Below are 17275 nucleotides of genomic sequence, written 5' to 3'. Positions count from 1 at the left end.
TTCGACTGTTTTTTCTTTCTCTTACGAATAATCTAAGAGAGGAGAAAATATGGAAGCAATTATCGAGAAAATAAAAGAGTATAAAATCATCGTCATCTGTACTAGTCTAGGCTTGCTTATCGGCGGATTTTTCCTGCTAAAACCAGCTCCACACACACCTGTCAAAGAAACGAATTTGCTGGCAGAAGTTGCAGCTGCTTCCAAGGATTCATCGACCGAAAAGGATGTGAAGAAGGAAGAAAAGGAAGAACCCCTTGAACAAGACCTAATCACAGTAGATGTGAAGGGGGCTGTTAAATCGCCAGGGATTTATGATTTGCCTGTAGGTAGTCGGGTCAATGATGCTGTTCAGAAGGCTGGTGGCTTGACAGAGCAAGCAGACAGCAAGTCGCTTAATCTAGCTCAGAAAGTTAGTGATGAGGCTTTGGTTTACGTTCCAACTAAGGGAGAAGAATTAGCTAGTCAACAGGCAGGTTCTGGGACGACTTCTTCAACAAGCAAAGAAAAGAAGGTCAATCTCAACAAGGCAAGTCTGGAAGAACTCAAGCAGGTCAAGGGACTGGGAGGAAAACGAGCTCAGGACATTATCGATCATCGTGAGGCAAATGGGAAATTTAAGTCGGTTGATGAACTCAAGAAGGTCTCTGGAATTGGTGCCAAGACCATAGAAAAGTTAAAAGATTATGTTACAGTGGATTAAGAATTTCTCTATTCCCCTAATTTACCTGAGTTTTCTATTGCTATGGCTTTACTACGCCATTTTTTCTGCATCCTATCTTGCTTTGTTGGGCTTTGTTTTTCTGCTAGTCTGTCTTTTTATTCAATTTCCGTGGAAACCCGCTAGCAAAGTTCTAGTACTTTGTGGAATCTTTGGCTTTTGGTTTCTGTTTCAAAATTGGCAACAGAGTCAAGCTAGTCAAAATTTGGTGGATTCCGTTGAAAGGGTACGGATTTTGCCTGACACTATTAAGGTTAATGGTGACAGTCTGTCCTTTCGTGGTAAGCATGATGGACGCATTTTTCAAGTCTATTATAAACTCCAGTCCGAGGAGGAGAAAGAACAATTTCAAGCTTTAACAGCCCTTCATGATTTGGAACTAGAAGGGAAGCTTTCGGAGCCAGAAGGGCAGAGAAATTTTGGTGGTTTTGACTACCAGGCTTATCTGAAGACTCAGGGAATTTTCCAGACTCTCAATATCAAAAAAATACAGTCCCTTAAACAGGTTAGCAGTTGGGATATAGGAGAAAATCTATCCAGTTTACGCCGAAAGGCTGTGGTTTGGATTAAGACGCACTTTCCAGACCCTATGCGCAATTACATGACAGGACTTCTATTAGGACATCTGGACACCGACTTTGAGGAGATGAATGAGCTTTATTCTAGTTTAGGAATTATCCACCTCTTTGCCTTGTCGGGGATGCAGGTAGGCTTTTTCATGGATGGATTTAAGAAACTTCTCTTGCGATTAGGCTTGACCCAAGAAAAGTTGAAATGGCTGACTTATCCCTTTTCCCTTATCTATGCAGGGCTGACAGGATTTTCAGCATCAGTTATTCGGAGTCTATTGCAGAAGCTACTGGCTCAACATGGTGTTAAGGGCTTGGATAATTTTGCCTTGACGGTCCTTGTCCTCTTTATCATCATACCCAACTTTTTCTTGACAGCAGGAGGTGTCTTGTCCTGCGCCTATGCTTTTATCTTGACCATGACCAGCAAAGAAGGGGAGGGGCTTAAGGCTATTGCCAGAGAAAGTCTAGTCATTTCCTTTGGAATATTGCCCATTCTGTCCTTCTATTTTGCGGAATTTCAACCTTGGTCCATTCTTTTGACCTTTGTCTTTTCCTTTCTATTTGACTTGGTCTTCTTACCGCTCTTGTCTATCTTATTTGCCCTTTCCTTTCTCTATCCAGTCATTCAGCTGAATTTTATCTTTGAATGGTTGGAAAGCATTATTCGCTTGGTGTCGCACGTGGCAAGTAGACCTCTAGTCTTTGGACAACCCAATGCATGGATTTTAATCTTATTGTTAATTTCCTTGGCTTTGGTCTATGATTTGAGGAAAAACATTAAAAGGCTAGCAGTGTTGAGCTTATTGATTACAGGTCTCTTTTTCTTGACCAAGCATCCACTGGAAAATGAAATCACCATGCTGGATGTTGGGCAAGGGGAAAGTATTTTCCTACGGGATGTAACTGGTAAAATCATTCTCATAGATGTCGGTGGCAAGGCAGAATCTAGCAAGAAAATCGAAAAATGGCAAGAAAAGGCGACGACCAGCAATGCCCAGCGAACCTTGATTCCTTATCTAAAAAGTAGAGGAGTAGCCAAGATTGACCAGCTAATTTTGACAAATACGGACAAGGAACATGTCGGAGATTTGTTAGAGGTGACCAAGGCTTTCCATGTAAGGGAGATTTTAGTATCAAAAGGCAGTCTGAAACAAAAGGAATTTGTTTCAGAACTACAGGCAACTCAAACCAAGGTGCGCAGTGTGACAATGGGAGAGAATTTGCCAATTTTCGGAAGTCAGTTAGAAGTCCTATCTCCAAGGAAAATTGATGACGGAGGTCATGAAGATTCCCTGGTTTTGTATGGAAAACTCTTGGATAAGTACTTTCTCTTCACAGGAAATTTGGAGGAGAAAGGAGAGAGGGACTTGCTGAAGCATTATCCTGACCTAGAGGTGGATGTTTTGAAAGCTAGTCAACATGGCTCTAAAAACTCATCAAGTCCAGCCTTTCTAGAACAGCTCAAACCAGAGATGACTCTCATTTCAGTTGGAAAGAACAATCGAACGAAACTCCCCCATCAGGAAACCTTGACACGACTGGAAGGTATCAATAGCAAAGTATATCGAACTGACCAACAAGGAGCTACTAGGTTTAAAGGTTGGAAAAGTTGGAAAATCGAAAGCGTTCGATAGGAAGGATAAATACTATATATTAGTAAAATAAACTAAAAATCTGTTGCATAATAATGATAAAAACGATATAATGAAAGCGTATTCAATATTGATGATATAAAATCATTAAAAATTAGCAAAAACCGTTTAATTAGTTTATGATTATTGGTCTTTTTCAGTCCAGTGTATCTGCTGTGAGCGTTCTTAAAAGCTATTGGTATGATTGGAATACGGTTTGGGAATGTAGTACCAACTATCACGACCATTAATCTTTTAACATCCCGTCGTGGTCTCGTTATTACAGCTATTCAGAGTATAAAGTAGGTTCTGGCTGGAATTTCTATCGTTATGAGGTTATAAACTACTACAGCGGAGACTTTTAATCGTTAAAGAGTGAGAAAAAGGAGGGTTTGATATGTTAAGGCTTACTCATGTTACCTTAAAAACGCGACAAATCATTTTACAAGATGTAGATTTCACCTTTGAAAAAGGTAGGATTTATGGCGTTCTTGCTATCAATGGCTCTGGAAAGACGACTCTGTTCCGCGCCATTAGCAACTTAATTCCCATAAGTAGTGGAAATATCGCAGTCCCTCCTTCTTTATTTTATTATGAAAGTGTTGAATGGCTGGATGGAAACTTAAGTGGGATGGACTATCTTCGCCTTATAAAAAATATCTGGAAGTCAGACCTGAACTTGAGGGATGAAATCGCCTACTGGGAAATGTCTGATTACATCAGCCTTCCCATTCGCAAGTATTCCTTAGGCATGAAGCAACGATTGGTGATTGCCATGTATTTCCTCAGTCAGGCGAAATGCTGGCTTATGGATGAGATTACAAATGGCTTAGATGAGTATTATCGACAGAAGTTTTTTGATAGGCTGACAGAAATCGATAGACAAGAACAGCTGGTTCTTTTAAGTTCCCACTATAAGGAAGAGTTGGTTGATGTCTGCGATAGAGTAGTAACCATTCATCAGGGGCAGATAGAAGAGGTTTAGTTTATGAAAGATGTTAGTCTATTTTTATTGAAAAAAGTTTTCAAAAGTCGCTTAAACTGGATTATCTTAGCTTTATTTGTATCTGGACTCGGTGTTACCTTTTATTTTAATAGTCAGACTGCAAACTCCGTCAGCTTGGAGAGAGAGTTGGAAACTAGTCTTGTAGACCGTGAGAGAGTCATCAATGGATATGAAGAGAAACTCTCCCAAATATCTGACACCAGCTCGGAGGAATACCAGATTGCTGAAAGTAATTTAGAATTGCAAAAAAATCTTTTGACTCAAAAGAAAGAAATTCTGGCTTTGTTAAAAGAAGGACGCTGGAAAGAAGCCTACTATTTGCAGTGGCAAGATGAAGAGAAGAGTTATGAAATTTTATCAAAGCAACCGACTTCTAGCTCTGACTTAAAAATGGCGGTTGACCGCGAACGAAAGACTTACCAAGCCCTATATCCCTTGAACATAAAAGCGCACAATTTAGTTTATCCGACCTACGGGATTGATCAGATTGTCTGGATTTTAAAGGCTATCATCCCAAGCTTGTTTGTGGTTGCTATTATTTTTATGCTAACGCAACTGTTCGCAGAAAGATATCAAAATCATCTGGATACAGCTCAGTTATATCCTTTTTCAAAAGTGACATTTGCAATATCCTCTCTTGGAGTTGGAGTGGGTTATGTAACTGTGCTGTTTATCGGAATCAGCGGATTTTCTTTTCTAGTGGGAAGTCTGATAAGTGGTTTTGGACAGTTAGATTATCCATACCCGTTCTATAGCTTAACGAATCAAGAGGTAACTATCGGAACGATACAAGATGTGTTATTTCCTAGCTTGCTCTTAACTTTCTTGGCTTTTATCGTTATTGTGGAAGTCGTCTACTTGATTGCATACTTTTTTAAGCAAAAAATGCCTGTCCTCTTTATTTCCTTAATTGGGATAGTTGGCTTATTGTTTGGCATCCAAACCATTCAGCCTCTTCAGAGGATTGCACATCTGATTCCCTTTACTTACTTACGTTCAGTGGAGATTTTATCTGGAAGATTACCTAAGCAAATTGATAATGTCAATCTAAATTGGGGCATGGGGGTGGTCTTACTGCCTTGCATGATAATTCTTTTGCTATTGGGAATTCTATTTATCGAAAGATGGGGAAGTTCACGTAAAAAGGAAGTTTTTAATAGATTCTAGCTTTCCTACAGGGAAAATAAGTAAAAACTAACATAGAGAGGGAATCAACTTGATTCTCTCTTTTTGATTCGAAAACCAAGTCAAAATATAAACACAAACTTTTCAAAAAAATAACTTTTTATCTTGACAAGGGCTAGAAAACTTGGTATCATATAAAAGTTGAGAAAAGCAGAAGTGAGAGCTTCTCGCCTTGTGACATTAAGTTGCCTGGCCCTACGGATGAAAAGTTTCTAAGAAACGCTATCATAACGTGCGGGCTTGTATATTTACGAGTCCGCTATTGTTTTTCTCTAATAAAACAAAAGAGGTGAAAACCATAGCAAAGCAAGACTTATTCATCAATGATGAGATTCGTGTACGTGAAGTTCGCTTGATTGGTCTTGAAGGAGAACAGCTAGGCATCAAGCCACTCAGTGAAGCGCAAGCTTTGGCTGATAACGCTAATGTTGACCTAGTATTGATTCAACCCCAAGCCAAACCGCCTGTTGCAAAAATTATGGACTACGGTAAGTTCAAATTTGAGTACCAGAAGAAGCAAAAAGAACAACGTAAAAAACAAAGTGTTGTTACTGTGAAAGAAGTTCGTCTAAGTCCAACTATTGACAAGGGTGACTTTGATACAAAACTTCGCAATGCACGCAAATTCCTTGAAAAAGGAAATAAAGTTAAGGTATCTATTCGCTTTAAGGGTCGTATGATTACCCATAAAGAGATTGGTGCAAAAGTTTTAGCCGAGTTTGCTGAAGCAACTCAAGATATTGCCATCATCGAACAACGTGCTAAAATGGATGGACGTCAAATGTTCATGCAATTGGCGCCAGCGACTGACAAAAAATAATTGTCAGAAAGTTAAATAAAGGAGAAAAAATCATGCCAAAACAAAAAACACACCGCGCATCAGCTAAACGTTTCAAACGTACAGGTTCTGGTGGACTTAAACGTTTCCGTGCTTACACTTCTCACCGTTTCCACGGAAAAACTAAGAAACAACGTCGTCATCTTCGTAAAGCATCTATGGTGCATTCAGGAGATTACAAACGTATCAAAGCAATGCTTACTCGCTTGAAATAATAGCCTAACAGTAAGTAAACAATTCTAGGAAATATTTGGAGGAAATAAAACATGGCACGTGTTAAAGGTGGCGTTGTATCACGCAAACGTCGTAAACGTATTCTTAAATTAGCAAAAGGTTACTATGGAGCTAAACACATCTTGTTCCGTACTGCAAAAGAACAAGTAATGAACTCTTACTACTATGCATACCGTGACCGTCGTCAGAAAAAACGTGACTTCCGCAAATTGTGGATCACTCGTATCAACGCGGCAGCTCGTATGAACGGACTTTCATACTCACAATTGATGCATGGTTTGAAATTGGCTGAGATCGAAGTTAACCGTAAAATGCTTGCTGACTTGGCTGTTAACGATGCAGCAGCTTTCACAGCTCTTGCAGATGCAGCTAAAGCAAAACTTGGTAAATAATAACTGATAAGACTGGAACAGGATTGTCCCAGTCTTTTTAAAAATAAAGGAGAAAAATATGGCTTCAAAAATGCTACATACTTGCTTGCGAGTAGAAAATCTTGAAAAATCAATTGCATTCTATCAAGATGCTTTTGGTTTTAAAGAATTGCGTCGCAGAGATTTTCCAGACCATGCCTTCACGATTGTCTATCTAGGACTTGAGGGTGACGACTATGAGTTGGAGTTGACTTATAACTACGATCATGGTCCTTATGTGGTTGGAGATGGATTTGCCCATATCGCCCTCAGTACACCTGATCTTGAGGCGCTTCATCAAGAGCACAGTGCCAAAGGCTATGAAGTGACTGAGCCAAATGGTCTACCAGGAACTGCACCTAACTATTACTTTGTCAAAGACCCTGATGGCTACAAGGTCGAAGTCATTCGTGAAAAATAATCTTGTGAGATCAAGTAGAATGTTCGTTTTCTACTTGACTTTTTTTAGCTGAAAGAGTATACTAATAAAAATTTAACCTTTAAGGGGAGTCCAGAGAGACTCACAAGGTGTCAGATAAAAGAATAGTGCAATTTTCTAGAGGAGACTTTTTGAGTGTGCTCTCTTGTGTTGTACGATTTTAACTGAGGCCTTGCACTAGCAAGGTCTTTTCTTTGTCTGGTCCCCTTAAAATTTAAGGAGGAAAAGTCATGAATCCCACATGTAAGAAACGTTTGGGTGCAATTCGTTTGGAAACCATGAAGGTGGTTGCACAGGAGGAAATCGCGCCAGCAATCTTTGAATTAGTTCTAGAAGGGGAAATGGTTGAAGCCATGCGAGCAGGCCAATTTCTTCATCTGCGTGTGCCTGATGATGCCCATCTTTTGCGTCGTCCTATTTCAATTTCGTCTATTGATAAGGTTAAGAAGCAGTGTCATCTCATTTATCGGATTGAGGGAGCTGGAACCGCTATTTTTTCAACCTTGAGTCAGGGAGATACTCTTGATATGATGGGACCTCAGGGAAATGGTTTTGACTTGTCTGACCTTGATGAGCAGAGCCAGGTTCTCCTTGTTGGTGGGGGGATTGGTGTTCCGCCCTTGCTTGAAGTAGCCAAGGAATTGCATGCGCGTGGTGTGAAAGTAGTGACAGTTCTCGGTTTTGCTAATAAGGATGCTGTTATTTTAGAGACGGAATTAGCTCAATATGGTCAAGTCTTCGTAACGACAGATGATGGTTCTTATGGTATCAAGGGAAATGTTTCCGTTGTTATCAAGGATTTAGACAATCAATTTGATGCTGTTTACTCATGTGGGGCTCCAGGAATGATGAAGTATATCAATCAAACCTTTTATGACCACCCAAGAGCCTATCTATCTCTGGAATCTCGTATGGCTTGTGGGATGGGGGCTTGCTATGCCTGCGTCCTAAAAGTGCCAGAAAGCGAGACGGTCAGCCAACGCGTCTGTGAAGATGGCCCTGTTTTCCGTACAGGAACAGTTGTATTATAAGGAGAAAATCATGACTACAAATCGTTTACAAATTTCTCTACCGGGCTTGGATTTGAAAAATCCGATTATTCCAGCATCAGGCTGTTTTGGTTTTGGTCAAGAGTATGCCAAGTACTATGATTTAGACCTTTTGGGTTCTATTATGATTAAGGCGACAACTCTTGAAGCCCGTTTTGGAAATCCAACTCCAAGAGTGGCAGAAACACCCGCTGGTATGCTTAATGCGATTGGTTTGCAAAATCCGGGTTTGGAAGTTGTTTTGGCTGAAAAGCTACCTTGGTTGGAAAGAGAATATCCAAATCTTCCTATTATCGCCAATGTAGCTGGTTTTTCAAAACAAGAATATGCAGCTGTTTCGCGAGGTATTTCCAAGGCAACTAATGTAAAGGCTATCGAGCTCAATATTTCTTGCCCCAACGTAGATCACTGTAATCATGGACTCTTGATTGGTCAAGATCCTGATTTAGCTTATGATGTGGTGAAAGCAGCTGTGGAAGCCTCTGATGTACCAGTTTATGTCAAATTAACCCCTAGTGTGACGGATATCGTCACAGTCGCAAAAGCTGCAGAAGATGCAGGAGCAAGTGGCTTGACTATGATTAATACCCTTGTCGGTATGCGCTTTGACCTCAAAACCAGAAAACCAATCTTGGCTAATGGAACAGGTGGAATGTCTGGTCCAGCAGTATTTCCAGTAGCTCTCAAACTCATCCGCCAAGTCGCCCAAACAACAGACCTTCCTATCATTGGAATGGGGGGAGTGGATTCGGCAGAAGCTGCCCTAGAAATGTATCTGGCTGGAGCATCTGCTATTGGAGTTGGAACAGCCAACTTTACCAATCCATATGCCTGTCCTGATATCATCGAAAATTTACCAAAGGTTATGGATAAATATGGTATCAGCAGTCTAGAAAATCTCCGCAAGGAAGTAAAAGACAGCCTCATATAAGCTAGACTATCCTTATTGTTAATAAGACACATAATTTTCATCATTTTGTAATATTTTCATCTTTTAACTATGTTAAAATAAAGTTAATTACGAATGATGTAGATGAATATCTACTTAGGGGAGCAAAATGAAGAGAATACTACTTGTAAGTACAGCAGTTATTGCATTGGCAATTGTGCCCACAACATCAGTCTTTGCTGAAGATAGTAAAACAACAGACCAAAGTCAAACGACGAATAAGAGTCAATCTGTGGACAAAAATCAGTCTAAAGATAAAAATCAGACTCCAGCATCAGAAGAGCAAAAAGTTGTTGAAAATACAAAGAATGAAGCTGAAAAGACGGAAAAAAAGAAAGAACCAGTTGTTGTAAAAGAAAATAATTCTAAACAAGAGGCTATTTTAAATAAAGAAAAAGTTGAAGAAGCTCCTAAGAATGGTTGGCAGAAAGAACATGGGAAATGGCTTTTTTATGAGAATAATCAACCAATCAAAAATTGGAAAAAAATTGCGGGTGTCTGGTATTTCTTTGATCAACATGGAATCATGGCCAGCAATACTATTGTTAATGACTATGCTTTTCATACTAGTGGAGCAATGGTAGAAAATTCCTGGGTGAAAATTGCTGATAAATGGTATTATGCTACAGATTCAGGAAAGATTGTTCGTAATAGATGGGAAAAATTGGCAATGTTTGGTATTACTTCAACCAAGATGGAGTTATGGCTAGCAATGTTCTAGTGAACGATTATCTTCTTAATAGTAGTGGAGCAATGGCTCAAAATGCTTGGGTGAAGATTACTGATAAATGGTATTATGCTACAGATTCAGGAAAAATCCTTCGTAATAAATGGGAAAAGATTAAGGGCACATGGTACTATTTTAACAGTGATGGTGTGATGGCTAGTAATCAGTGGAAAGATGCTTACTATCTAAAGAATAGTGGAGCAATGGCTGAAAAAGAATGGATTTTTGATAAATCTTATAATAGCTGGTTTTACCTAAAATCAGGTGGTGCTTATGCTTCACGTGAATGGATTGGTGCTTATTACCTCAAATCTGGTGGTTATATGGCCAAGAATGAATGGATTTTTGATCCTAACTACAATGCATGGTACTACCTGAAAGAAGATGGAAGCTATGTTACTGGTAGTTTTAATATTAAAAATAAGGAGTATTTCTTCCAGAGTAATGGAAAGTGGATTCAAAGTCCAAAATATTTTAAGGTTAAACCAATCACAGCCTATATTTATAGCGAATCAGGAGATATTTTGAGCTATGTCAATCAGGGAAGTATTGTGACCTATGATGGCTCTAAAAGCAAGGGTAGTCGTCTAGCTGTTTCAATATCAGGCTTGTCCGGTTATATGAATCAAAGTGATTTGGCTTTAGTTGATGAAGGAAGTGAGTTTATTCCTCACTATACTACAGATGGAAGATTCCTATACCATGAACTTTCTCCATACACTAGTATACGGGTAGCTCCACATACTTCAGCTATGAAAATTGGTAAGAAGTATTATTCAAAGGATGGAGAACATTTCGATGGGTTTACTATCAAAAATCGTTTCCTTTTCAAGAATTTAACTGAACCAACCAACTATAGTGCGGATGAATTAAATAGAGTTTATTCGATGATGAATATCCGAAACAGCCGTCTTGCTGGTAAAGGAGCAATTTTTAAAGAAGCTGAAAAACGTTATGGTGTCAATGCTCTCTATTTAATGGCTCACAGTGCGCTAGAAAGTGCTTGGGGACGTAGCCAAATTGCTAATGATAAAAATAACTTCTTCGGTATAGCTGCTTACGATACCAGTCCCTATGATTCAGCTAAGAAATTTGATGATGTAGACAAAGGAATTCTTGGTGCGGCCAAGTGGATTCGTGAGAACTATATTGACCGTGGAAGAGATCATCTTGGAAATAAAGCGACAGGAATGAATGTACGCTATGCATCAGATCCGTACTGGGGTGAAAAAATAGCTAGTATCATGATGAATATTAACAGTCGACTTGGTGGAAAAGATTAAAAGATAAGCAACGATAACTGCTGAAAAGTGGTTGTCGTTTTTTTATTGGAAACTTTGTCTTGTTTCGTGGGTTTAAGAATATAAAATGGAGTGAAATATAGTCAAAAAGCCGTTGCAAAGCGGTTTTTTGTTATAATGAAGGGAAGAATGTTAGAAATTAAAGGAGAAAAATTTGATGAGATACATAACTCTTGGTCAAGATGACAAAGAATTATCAGAAATTGTTCTCGGAATGATGAGAATAAAAGATAAGTCTGTAAAAGAAGTTGAAGAGCTTGTAGAAACAGCACTTTCTGTTGGAATCAATGCTTTTGACTTGGCTGATATATATGGTCGTGGTCGTTGTGAAGAACTGTTAGGTCTTGTCCTAAAAAATTGTCCAGATTTAAGAGAAAAGATGTGGATTCAGTCCAAATGTGGCATTCGCATTGAAGAATTTGCCTATTTTGATTTTTCTAAGGACTATATTATAAAATCAGTAGACGGAATTTTGCAAAGATTGAAGATTGATCATCTAGATAGCTTGCTCCTTCATCGACCAGATGCTTTGATGGAATCTGACCAAGTAGCAGAAGCCTTTGATCTCCTTTATAAACAAGGTAAGGTTCGAAATTTTGGAGTTTCTAATCAAAATCCTATGATGATGGAGTTACTTAAAAAAGATGTCAAGCAGCCGTTAGCTGTTAATCAGCTACAATTGAGTGCGGCTTTTACTCCAGGATTCGAATCAGGTTTTCATGTTAATATGGAAGATAGTCAAGCAGCTATGCGAGATGGCAGCATTTTTGAATATTGCAAATTACACGATGTGGTCATTCAAGCATGGTCTGTCTTACAATTCGGGTATTTTAAAGGGAATTTTGTTGGAAATGAGAAATTTCAAGCTTTAAATCAAGTACTTGATCGTTTAGCTATTAAATATGGAGTAACCTCTTCAACTATTGCCATTTCTTGGATATTGCGTTATCCAGCAAAAATGCAGGCAGTTGTAGGTACCACAAATCCTAAGCACTTGAGAGAAGTTAGCCAAGCGGTAAACTTTAGCTTAACAAGAAAAGAATGGTATGAAATTTATCTTGCAGCGGGGAATGATTTACCGTAAGTAGAAGCAGATGTAAATAAATCACAGTCAAAAAGCCGTTGTAAAGCGGTTTTTTTGTTATAATGAAGGGGAGAATTATTGATATTAAAGGAGAAAAACATGACATTTGAAGAGATCCTACCTGGGTTAAAGGATAAGAAAAAATATGTACGAACTGGTTGGGGAGGTGCCGAAAACTATGTCCAACTTTTTGACACTATCGAGCAAAATGGGGTTGCACTTGAAGTGACACCTTATTTCCTAATCAACGTTTCTGGGGAGGGAGAAGGTTTTTCCATGTGGAGTCCGACACCTTGTGATGTTTTGGCGACGGATTGGGTAGAAGTGCATGACTAGACGTGTATTGATTACGGGAGCAAGTTCAGGGATTGGCCTAGCTCAAGCTCGCCTCTTTTTAGAGAATGACTTTCAAGTTTATGGAGTTGACCAAGGTGAAAATCCACTCTTAGAGGGTGATTTTCACTTTTTACAGAGAGATTTGACCTTGGACTTGGAGCCAATTTTTGACTGGTGTCCTCGGGTGGATGTTTTGTGCAATACTGCTGGAGTTTTTGATGATTACAAACCACTTTTGGAACAAACGGCGCAGGAAATTCAAGAGATTTTTGAAATTAACTACGTTACTCCAGTAGAGTTAACTCGGTATTATTTGACTCAAATGTTGGAGAATAAAAAAGGAATTATTATCAATATGTGCTCCATTGCTTCTAGCCTAGCAGGAGGTGGTGGTCACGCCTATACTTCTTCGAAGCACGCCTTGGCTGGCTTCACCAAGCAGTTGGCTCTAGACTATGCTGAAGCTGGGATTCAGGTCTTTGGTATCGCTCCAGGAGCAGTCAAGACAGCTATGACTGCTGCCGACTTTGAGCCAGGTGGCTTAGCAGACTGGGTGGCGAGTGAAACACCAATCAAGCGCTGGATCGAGCCAGAGGAAGTGGCAGAAGTCAGTCTCTTTTTGGCCAGTGGAAAGGCATCTGCCATGCAGGGTCAAATTCTGACAATAGATGGTGGCTGGTCTTTGAAATAGGAGGAGTTGGCTGGATATTCAAGAGATCACAGAAGAAAATGCATCGCCATTAGTCTTGAAGATTAAGTCTGAATTATTAGGATTTCCAGAACTGGACAAGACTTCTTACATGAATTGGAAGGTGAATGGACATGAGAAACCAACTTGCCCTTAGTGGCGAAAAACTTGATGAAAAAGTTTACCCACAACTATTTCATCATGTTGGCATGATTCGTGGGGAATATTTGTTGAGAGAGCTTAATCAAAACATCCTGTTACCAAGTTGTCAGCAATTTGTAAAAGATTATCTAGCGACTATCTGCTCCCTGTACTCAGATGAAGAAGTTTGGTATCGTTTTACTGAATTAACGAATACAGAAGCTAATTGTCTAAAGGGGACTAAAGAGTATTTTGATGAAAATCATCCCTTATTTGGATATAGAGGAACTAGGCGTTTGCTGGCGTGTCCGGATGAATTTCAGGCTGAAGCATATGTCGTTACAGAAGTTTATCAAAACAATCCCAATCTATCTGTTATCTTTCCTTTTGTCAATGATGCTGAGCAGTTAAAGCAAGCTATTAGAGTATTGCGTGAACATGGTTTTACTGGGAAAGTTGGCACGATGATTGAATTACCGTCAGCGTATTTTGACTTAGACAGCATACTGGAAGCTGGTATTTCAAAGATTGTAGTTGGAATGAATGATTTGACTTCTTTTATTTTTGCCACTGTGAGAAACAGTCAATGGCATGATATGGAAAGTCCAATAATGTTAGATATGCTAAGAGATATGCAGGATAAAACAAGGATGAAAAAGATTGACTTTGCTGTAGCAGGTTATATGAATGATTCTTTCATACAAAAAATGAATCAGTTGGGTATCAAGTGCATTATTCACTACAGTTCTATTCCAGAGATTTTTAATTTAGAGATTGACCATCCAGACCACCTTAAACGTGTAAAAGAAGTAAGTAAAAAATTACAAAGGAGCACCCATGACACCGCAAGAAATGTGGAATGCATACAAGAAAATTAACCCCTCTATAGGAGATGAGATAGATGCCTGGGCTTTTGGAGTGGAACCAGACCTTTTAGAGGATTTGGTGTTAAGAGGCNAAAAGACTGCAACCGCCTCAGCCAACGACCTCTATGCACTAGAGGCCGAGTCTCTTCCTCAAGAAGGAACTTTTGATGTCATTTTAGACAGTCAAAATCAGGCTGTCTGTATTGTTGAAATTACAAAGGTTTCTGTCCAGCCCTTCAATCAAGTTTCTGCTCAACATGCCTTTAAGGAAGGGGAGGGTGATAAATCCCTAGCCTATTGGCGTCAGGTTCATGAGGATTGTTTCGCCGAGTGGCTGAAAGAAGCAGGACTGACTTTTACACCTGAAAGCAAGGTTGTTTTAGAAGAATTTCGCAAGGTCTACCCACTGTAGACTATTAGAAGGAAGAAAGTTTTGAAAATCACCGTCCAATCCTTTTTTCTCAAGTAAAACATGATATAATAAGTTTGTTTGAAGAAGAGTAGCAGCTCTTAAACTTAGAATAGGAGAAAACTATGCAAGCAGTTGAACATTTTATTAAGCAATTTGTTCCTGAACATTATGATTTATTTTTAGACTTGAGTCGTGAGACCAAGACTTTTTCTGGAAAGGTGACCATTACTGGTCAAGCACAGAGTGACCGCATTTCACTTCATCAAAAAGACTTGGAAATCGCTTCTGTAGAAGTTGCAGGGGAAGCTCGTCTATTTACAGTTGATCATGACAATGAAGCCCTTCATATTGAATTGGCTGAGGCTGGTCAAGTTGAAGTGGTTATCGCTTTCTCAGGAAAAATTACAGACAACATGACAGGGATTTACCCTTCTTATTACACAGTTGATGGAGTCAAGAAGGAAGTCTTGTCTACTCAGTTCGAGAGTCATTTTGCGCGCGAAGCCTTCCCATGTGTGGATGAACCAGAAGCCAAAGCAACTTTTGACCTCTCTCTACGTTTTGACCAAGCAGAAGGTGAATTGGCCTTGTCTAACATGCCTGAGATTGAGGTTGAAAACCGCAAGGAAACAGGCATCTGGAAGTTTGAGACAACACCTCGCATGTCTTCTTACTTGTTAGCCTTTGTAGCAGGTGATTTGCAAGGGGTAACGGCTAAAACTAAAAACGGTACCCTCGTAGGTGTCTACTCAACCAAAGCCCACCCACTATCAAACCTTGATTTCTCACTGGATATCGCTGTTCGCTCTATCGAGTTTTACGAAGATTACTATGGAGTTAAATACCCAATCCCTCAATCTCTCCACATCGCCCTTCCTGACTTCTCAGCTGGTGCTATGGAAAACTGGGGGCTTGTGACCTACCGTGAAGTTTACTTGGTTGTGGATGAAAACTCAACATTTGCTAGCCGTCAACAAGTTGCCCTAGTTGTGGCCCATGAATTGGCTCACCAATGGTTTGGGAACCTCGTTACTATGAAATGGTGGGATGACCTTTGGCTCAATGAAAGCTTTGCTAACATGATGGAGTACGTCTGTGTGGATGCTATTGAACCAAGCTGGAATATCTTTGAAGATTTCCAAACAGGTGGTGTTCCGTCTGCCTTGAAACGTGATGCGACGGATGGTGTTCAATCTGTTCACGTCGAAGTTAAACATCCAGATGAAATCAATACGCTCTTTGACGGAGCTATCGTCTATGCCAAAGGAAGTCGCCTCATGCATATGCTTCGTCGTTGGCTAGGTGATGCCGATTTTGCCAAAGGTTTGCATGACTACTTTGAAAAACATCAATACAGCAATACAATTGGTCGTGACCTTTGGGATGCTCTTGGTCAAGCGTCTGGACGTGATGTCGCAGCCTTCATGGATTCTTGGTTGGAACAACCTGGTTACCCAGTTCTCACTGTCAAAGTTGAAAATGATGTCTTGAAGATCTCACAAAAACAATTCTTTATCGGTGAGCACGAAGACAAGAACCGTCTCTGGGTTGTGCCACTAAACAGCAACTGGAAAGGCTTGCCTGATACACTCGAAACTGAAAGCATCGAAATCCCTGGCTACGCAGCTCTTCTTGCTGAAAATGAAGGAGCTCTTCGTCTCAATACTGAAAATACAGCTCACTACATTACAGACTATCAAGGAGACTTGCTAGATGCTATTCTTGCTGACCTAGTTGAGCTTGATAATACAAGTAAACTGCAAATCGTCCAAGAACGTCGCTTGCTTGCTGAAGCAGGGCATATTTCTTATGCAGACTTGCTTCCAGTACTTGATAAACTCGCTAAAGAAGAATCTTACCTTGTCGTTTCAGCTGTTTCTCAAGTAATTTCTGCTCTTGAGCGCTTTATAGATGAAGGAACAGAAGCTGAAAGAGCCTTCAAAGCCTTGATTGCTAAATTGGCTCGTCACAACTATGACCGTCTTGGTTTTGAAGCTAAAGATGGCGAATCAGATGAGGATGAGTTGGTTCGTCAGTTGGCTGTTTCTATGATGATTCGCTCAAATGATGCAGAAGCAAGTCAAGTCGCTAGCCAAATCTTCGCGGCTCACAAGGAGAATCTTGCAGGACTCCCAGCAGCAATTCGCTCACAAGTTCTGATCAATGAGATGAAACATCATGAGACTAAAGACTTGTTAGCACTTTATCTTGATACTTACACTCACGCAACAGATGCTGTCTTTAAACGCCAGTTGGCAGCTGCTCTTGCATACAGTACAGATGCGGATAATATCCAAAACTTGATTGCTTCTTGGAAGGACAAATTTGTGGTCAAACCACAAGACTTGTCTGCTTGGTACTTCCAGTTCTTAAGCCATCAAGCAACTCAGGAAACAGCATGGTCTTGGGCGCGTGAAAACTGGGCTTGGATTAAGGCAGCCCTTGGAGGAGATATGAGCTTTGATAGCTTTGTTATCCTTCCTGCACACGTATTTAAGACTCAGCAACGTTTGGCAGAGTACAAGGAATTCTTTGAGCCACAACTTTCTGACCTTGCTCTTAGCCGTAACATCGGTATGGGAATCAAGGAAATTGCAGCGCGTGTTGACTTGATTAACCGTGAAAAAGCTGCAGTGGAAGCAGTCGTTCTTCAATACGGAAATGCATAAATAAGCCTAAAATAAAAAGA

Annotated in this window: 16 protein-coding genes, 2 pseudogenes and 1 other annotated feature; all 18 genes and pseudogenes read left to right on the top strand. The window is 39.9% G+C overall.

Features of this window, described 5'->3' with window-relative positions:
• Positions 1 to 49 precede the first annotated feature (49 nt).
• The 18 genes and pseudogenes from D8849_RS01280 to D8849_RS01195 all read left to right on the top strand — a co-directional run bounded on the left by D8849_RS01280 (position 50) and on the right by D8849_RS01195 (position 17255).
• Entirely contained in the window at positions 50 to 700 is a 651-nt protein-coding gene (locus D8849_RS01280) for a helix-hairpin-helix domain-containing protein (protein WP_125385950.1), read from the top strand.
• Positions 684 to 2924, top strand: coding sequence for a DNA internalization-related competence protein ComEC/Rec2 (locus tag D8849_RS01275; RefSeq protein ID WP_125385949.1), 2241 nt, complete (start codon positions 684 to 686; stop codon positions 2922 to 2924). The genes D8849_RS01280 and D8849_RS01275 overlap by 17 nt, the downstream gene beginning before the upstream one ends.
• Positions 2925 to 3061: 137 nt before the next feature.
• A pseudogene (locus D8849_RS10580) lies at positions 3062 to 3286 on the top strand (hypothetical protein).
• 32 nt (positions 3287 to 3318) lie between these two features.
• Positions 3319 to 3906, top strand: coding sequence for an ABC transporter ATP-binding protein (locus D8849_RS01265; RefSeq protein WP_125385948.1), 588 nt, complete (start codon positions 3319 to 3321; stop codon positions 3904 to 3906).
• Positions 3907 to 3909: 3 nt separating this feature from the next.
• Entirely contained in the window at positions 3910 to 5094 is a 1185-nt protein-coding gene (locus D8849_RS01260) for a hypothetical protein (protein WP_125385947.1), read from the top strand.
• A gap of 160 nt (positions 5095 to 5254) precedes the next feature.
• Positions 5255 to 5386 (top strand) — a sequence feature (ribosomal protein L20 leader region).
• A 15-nt stretch (positions 5387 to 5401) separates the two neighbouring features.
• A complete protein-coding gene (gene infC / locus D8849_RS01255) occupies positions 5402 to 5932 on the top strand; it encodes a translation initiation factor IF-3 (RefSeq protein WP_000848180.1) in 531 nt (176 codons plus the stop codon).
• Between the two features lie 32 nt (positions 5933 to 5964).
• Entirely contained in the window at positions 5965 to 6165 is a 201-nt protein-coding gene (rpmI, locus tag D8849_RS01250) for a 50S ribosomal protein L35 (protein ID WP_001125943.1), read from the top strand.
• Positions 6166 to 6216: 51 nt separating this feature from the next.
• Positions 6217 to 6576: a 50S ribosomal protein L20 gene (rplT, locus tag D8849_RS01245; RefSeq protein WP_000124834.1), complete on the top strand. Its 360-nt coding sequence runs from the start codon at positions 6217 to 6219 to the stop codon at positions 6574 to 6576.
• 58 nt (positions 6577 to 6634) lie between these two features.
• The gene (gene gloA / locus D8849_RS01240; RefSeq protein WP_000157153.1) at positions 6635 to 7015 is read left to right on the top strand and encodes a lactoylglutathione lyase; all 381 of its coding nucleotides are present in this window, start codon (positions 6635 to 6637) and stop codon (positions 7013 to 7015) included.
• A gap of 248 nt (positions 7016 to 7263) precedes the next feature.
• Positions 7264 to 8064, top strand: coding sequence for a dihydroorotate dehydrogenase electron transfer subunit (locus D8849_RS01235; protein ID WP_125385946.1), 801 nt, complete (start codon positions 7264 to 7266; stop codon positions 8062 to 8064).
• Complete coding sequence (locus D8849_RS01230; RefSeq protein ID WP_185756191.1) at positions 8027 to 9013, top strand: dihydroorotate dehydrogenase; 987 nt, start codon at positions 8027 to 8029, stop codon at positions 9011 to 9013. Before D8849_RS01235 ends, D8849_RS01230 begins: the two co-directional genes overlap by 38 nt.
• 127 nt (positions 9014 to 9140) lie before the next feature.
• Positions 9141 to 11041, top strand: a pseudogene (locus D8849_RS01225) (glucosaminidase domain-containing protein).
• Positions 11042 to 11216: 175 nt separating this feature from the next.
• Complete coding sequence (locus D8849_RS01220; protein ID WP_125385944.1) at positions 11217 to 12143, top strand: aldo/keto reductase; 927 nt, start codon at positions 11217 to 11219, stop codon at positions 12141 to 12143.
• A gap of 99 nt (positions 12144 to 12242) precedes the next feature.
• Positions 12243 to 12479, top strand: a complete 237-nt coding sequence (locus D8849_RS01215; protein ID WP_000141924.1) for a DUF2829 domain-containing protein — start codon at positions 12243 to 12245, stop codon at positions 12477 to 12479.
• Positions 12472 to 13170 carry a 3-oxoacyl-ACP reductase gene (locus tag D8849_RS01210; protein WP_125385943.1) on the top strand — a complete coding sequence of 233 codons (699 nt, stop codon included), beginning with the start codon at positions 12472 to 12474 and terminating at the stop codon, positions 13168 to 13170. The genes D8849_RS01215 and D8849_RS01210 overlap by 8 nt, the downstream gene beginning before the upstream one ends.
• A 131-nt stretch (positions 13171 to 13301) precedes the next feature.
• Positions 13302 to 14186: a putative PEP-binding protein gene (locus tag D8849_RS01205; RefSeq protein WP_185756190.1), complete on the top strand. Its 885-nt coding sequence runs from the start codon at positions 13302 to 13304 to the stop codon at positions 14184 to 14186.
• Positions 14146 to 14586, top strand: coding sequence for an ASCH domain-containing protein (locus D8849_RS01200; protein WP_125385941.1), 441 nt, complete (start codon positions 14146 to 14148; stop codon positions 14584 to 14586). The genes D8849_RS01205 and D8849_RS01200 overlap by 41 nt, the downstream gene beginning before the upstream one ends.
• A 122-nt stretch (positions 14587 to 14708) precedes the next feature.
• Complete coding sequence (locus D8849_RS01195; protein WP_125385940.1) at positions 14709 to 17255, top strand: M1 family metallopeptidase; 2547 nt, start codon at positions 14709 to 14711, stop codon at positions 17253 to 17255.
• Positions 17256 to 17275: the final 20 nt, after the last annotated feature.

It is taken from the genome of Streptococcus mitis, assembly GCF_003942765.1.
Taxonomy (GTDB): domain Bacteria; phylum Bacillota; class Bacilli; order Lactobacillales; family Streptococcaceae; genus Streptococcus; species Streptococcus mitis_BE.
Note: the sequence above shows the minus strand (reverse complement) of the source record. Positions and strands in the feature narration are given on the sequence as shown.

Coding starts and splice junctions, on each gene's coding strand:
- D8849_RS01280 (WP_125385950.1), top strand. CDS start 50: ATGGAAGCAATTATCGAGAAAATAAAAGAGTATAAAATCATCGTCATC.
- D8849_RS01275 (WP_125385949.1), top strand. CDS start 684: ATGTTACAGTGGATTAAGAATTTCTCTATTCCCCTAATTTACCTGAGT.
- D8849_RS01265 (WP_125385948.1), top strand. CDS start 3,319: ATGTTAAGGCTTACTCATGTTACCTTAAAAACGCGACAAATCATTTTA.
- D8849_RS01260 (WP_125385947.1), top strand. CDS start 3,910: ATGAAAGATGTTAGTCTATTTTTATTGAAAAAAGTTTTCAAAAGTCGC.
- rpmI (WP_001125943.1), top strand. CDS start 5,965: ATGCCAAAACAAAAAACACACCGCGCATCAGCTAAACGTTTCAAACGT.
- rplT (WP_000124834.1), top strand. CDS start 6,217: ATGGCACGTGTTAAAGGTGGCGTTGTATCACGCAAACGTCGTAAACGT.
- gloA (WP_000157153.1), top strand. CDS start 6,635: ATGGCTTCAAAAATGCTACATACTTGCTTGCGAGTAGAAAATCTTGAA.
- D8849_RS01235 (WP_125385946.1), top strand. CDS start 7,264: ATGAATCCCACATGTAAGAAACGTTTGGGTGCAATTCGTTTGGAAACC.
- D8849_RS01230 (WP_185756191.1), top strand. CDS start 8,027: ATGGCCCTGTTTTCCGTACAGGAACAGTTGTATTATAAGGAGAAAATC.
- D8849_RS01220 (WP_125385944.1), top strand. CDS start 11,217: ATGAGATACATAACTCTTGGTCAAGATGACAAAGAATTATCAGAAATT.
- D8849_RS01215 (WP_000141924.1), top strand. CDS start 12,243: ATGACATTTGAAGAGATCCTACCTGGGTTAAAGGATAAGAAAAAATAT.
- D8849_RS01210 (WP_125385943.1), top strand. CDS start 12,472: ATGACTAGACGTGTATTGATTACGGGAGCAAGTTCAGGGATTGGCCTA.
- D8849_RS01205 (WP_185756190.1), top strand. CDS start 13,302: ATGAGAAACCAACTTGCCCTTAGTGGCGAAAAACTTGATGAAAAAGTT.
- D8849_RS01195 (WP_125385940.1), top strand. CDS start 14,709: ATGCAAGCAGTTGAACATTTTATTAAGCAATTTGTTCCTGAACATTAT.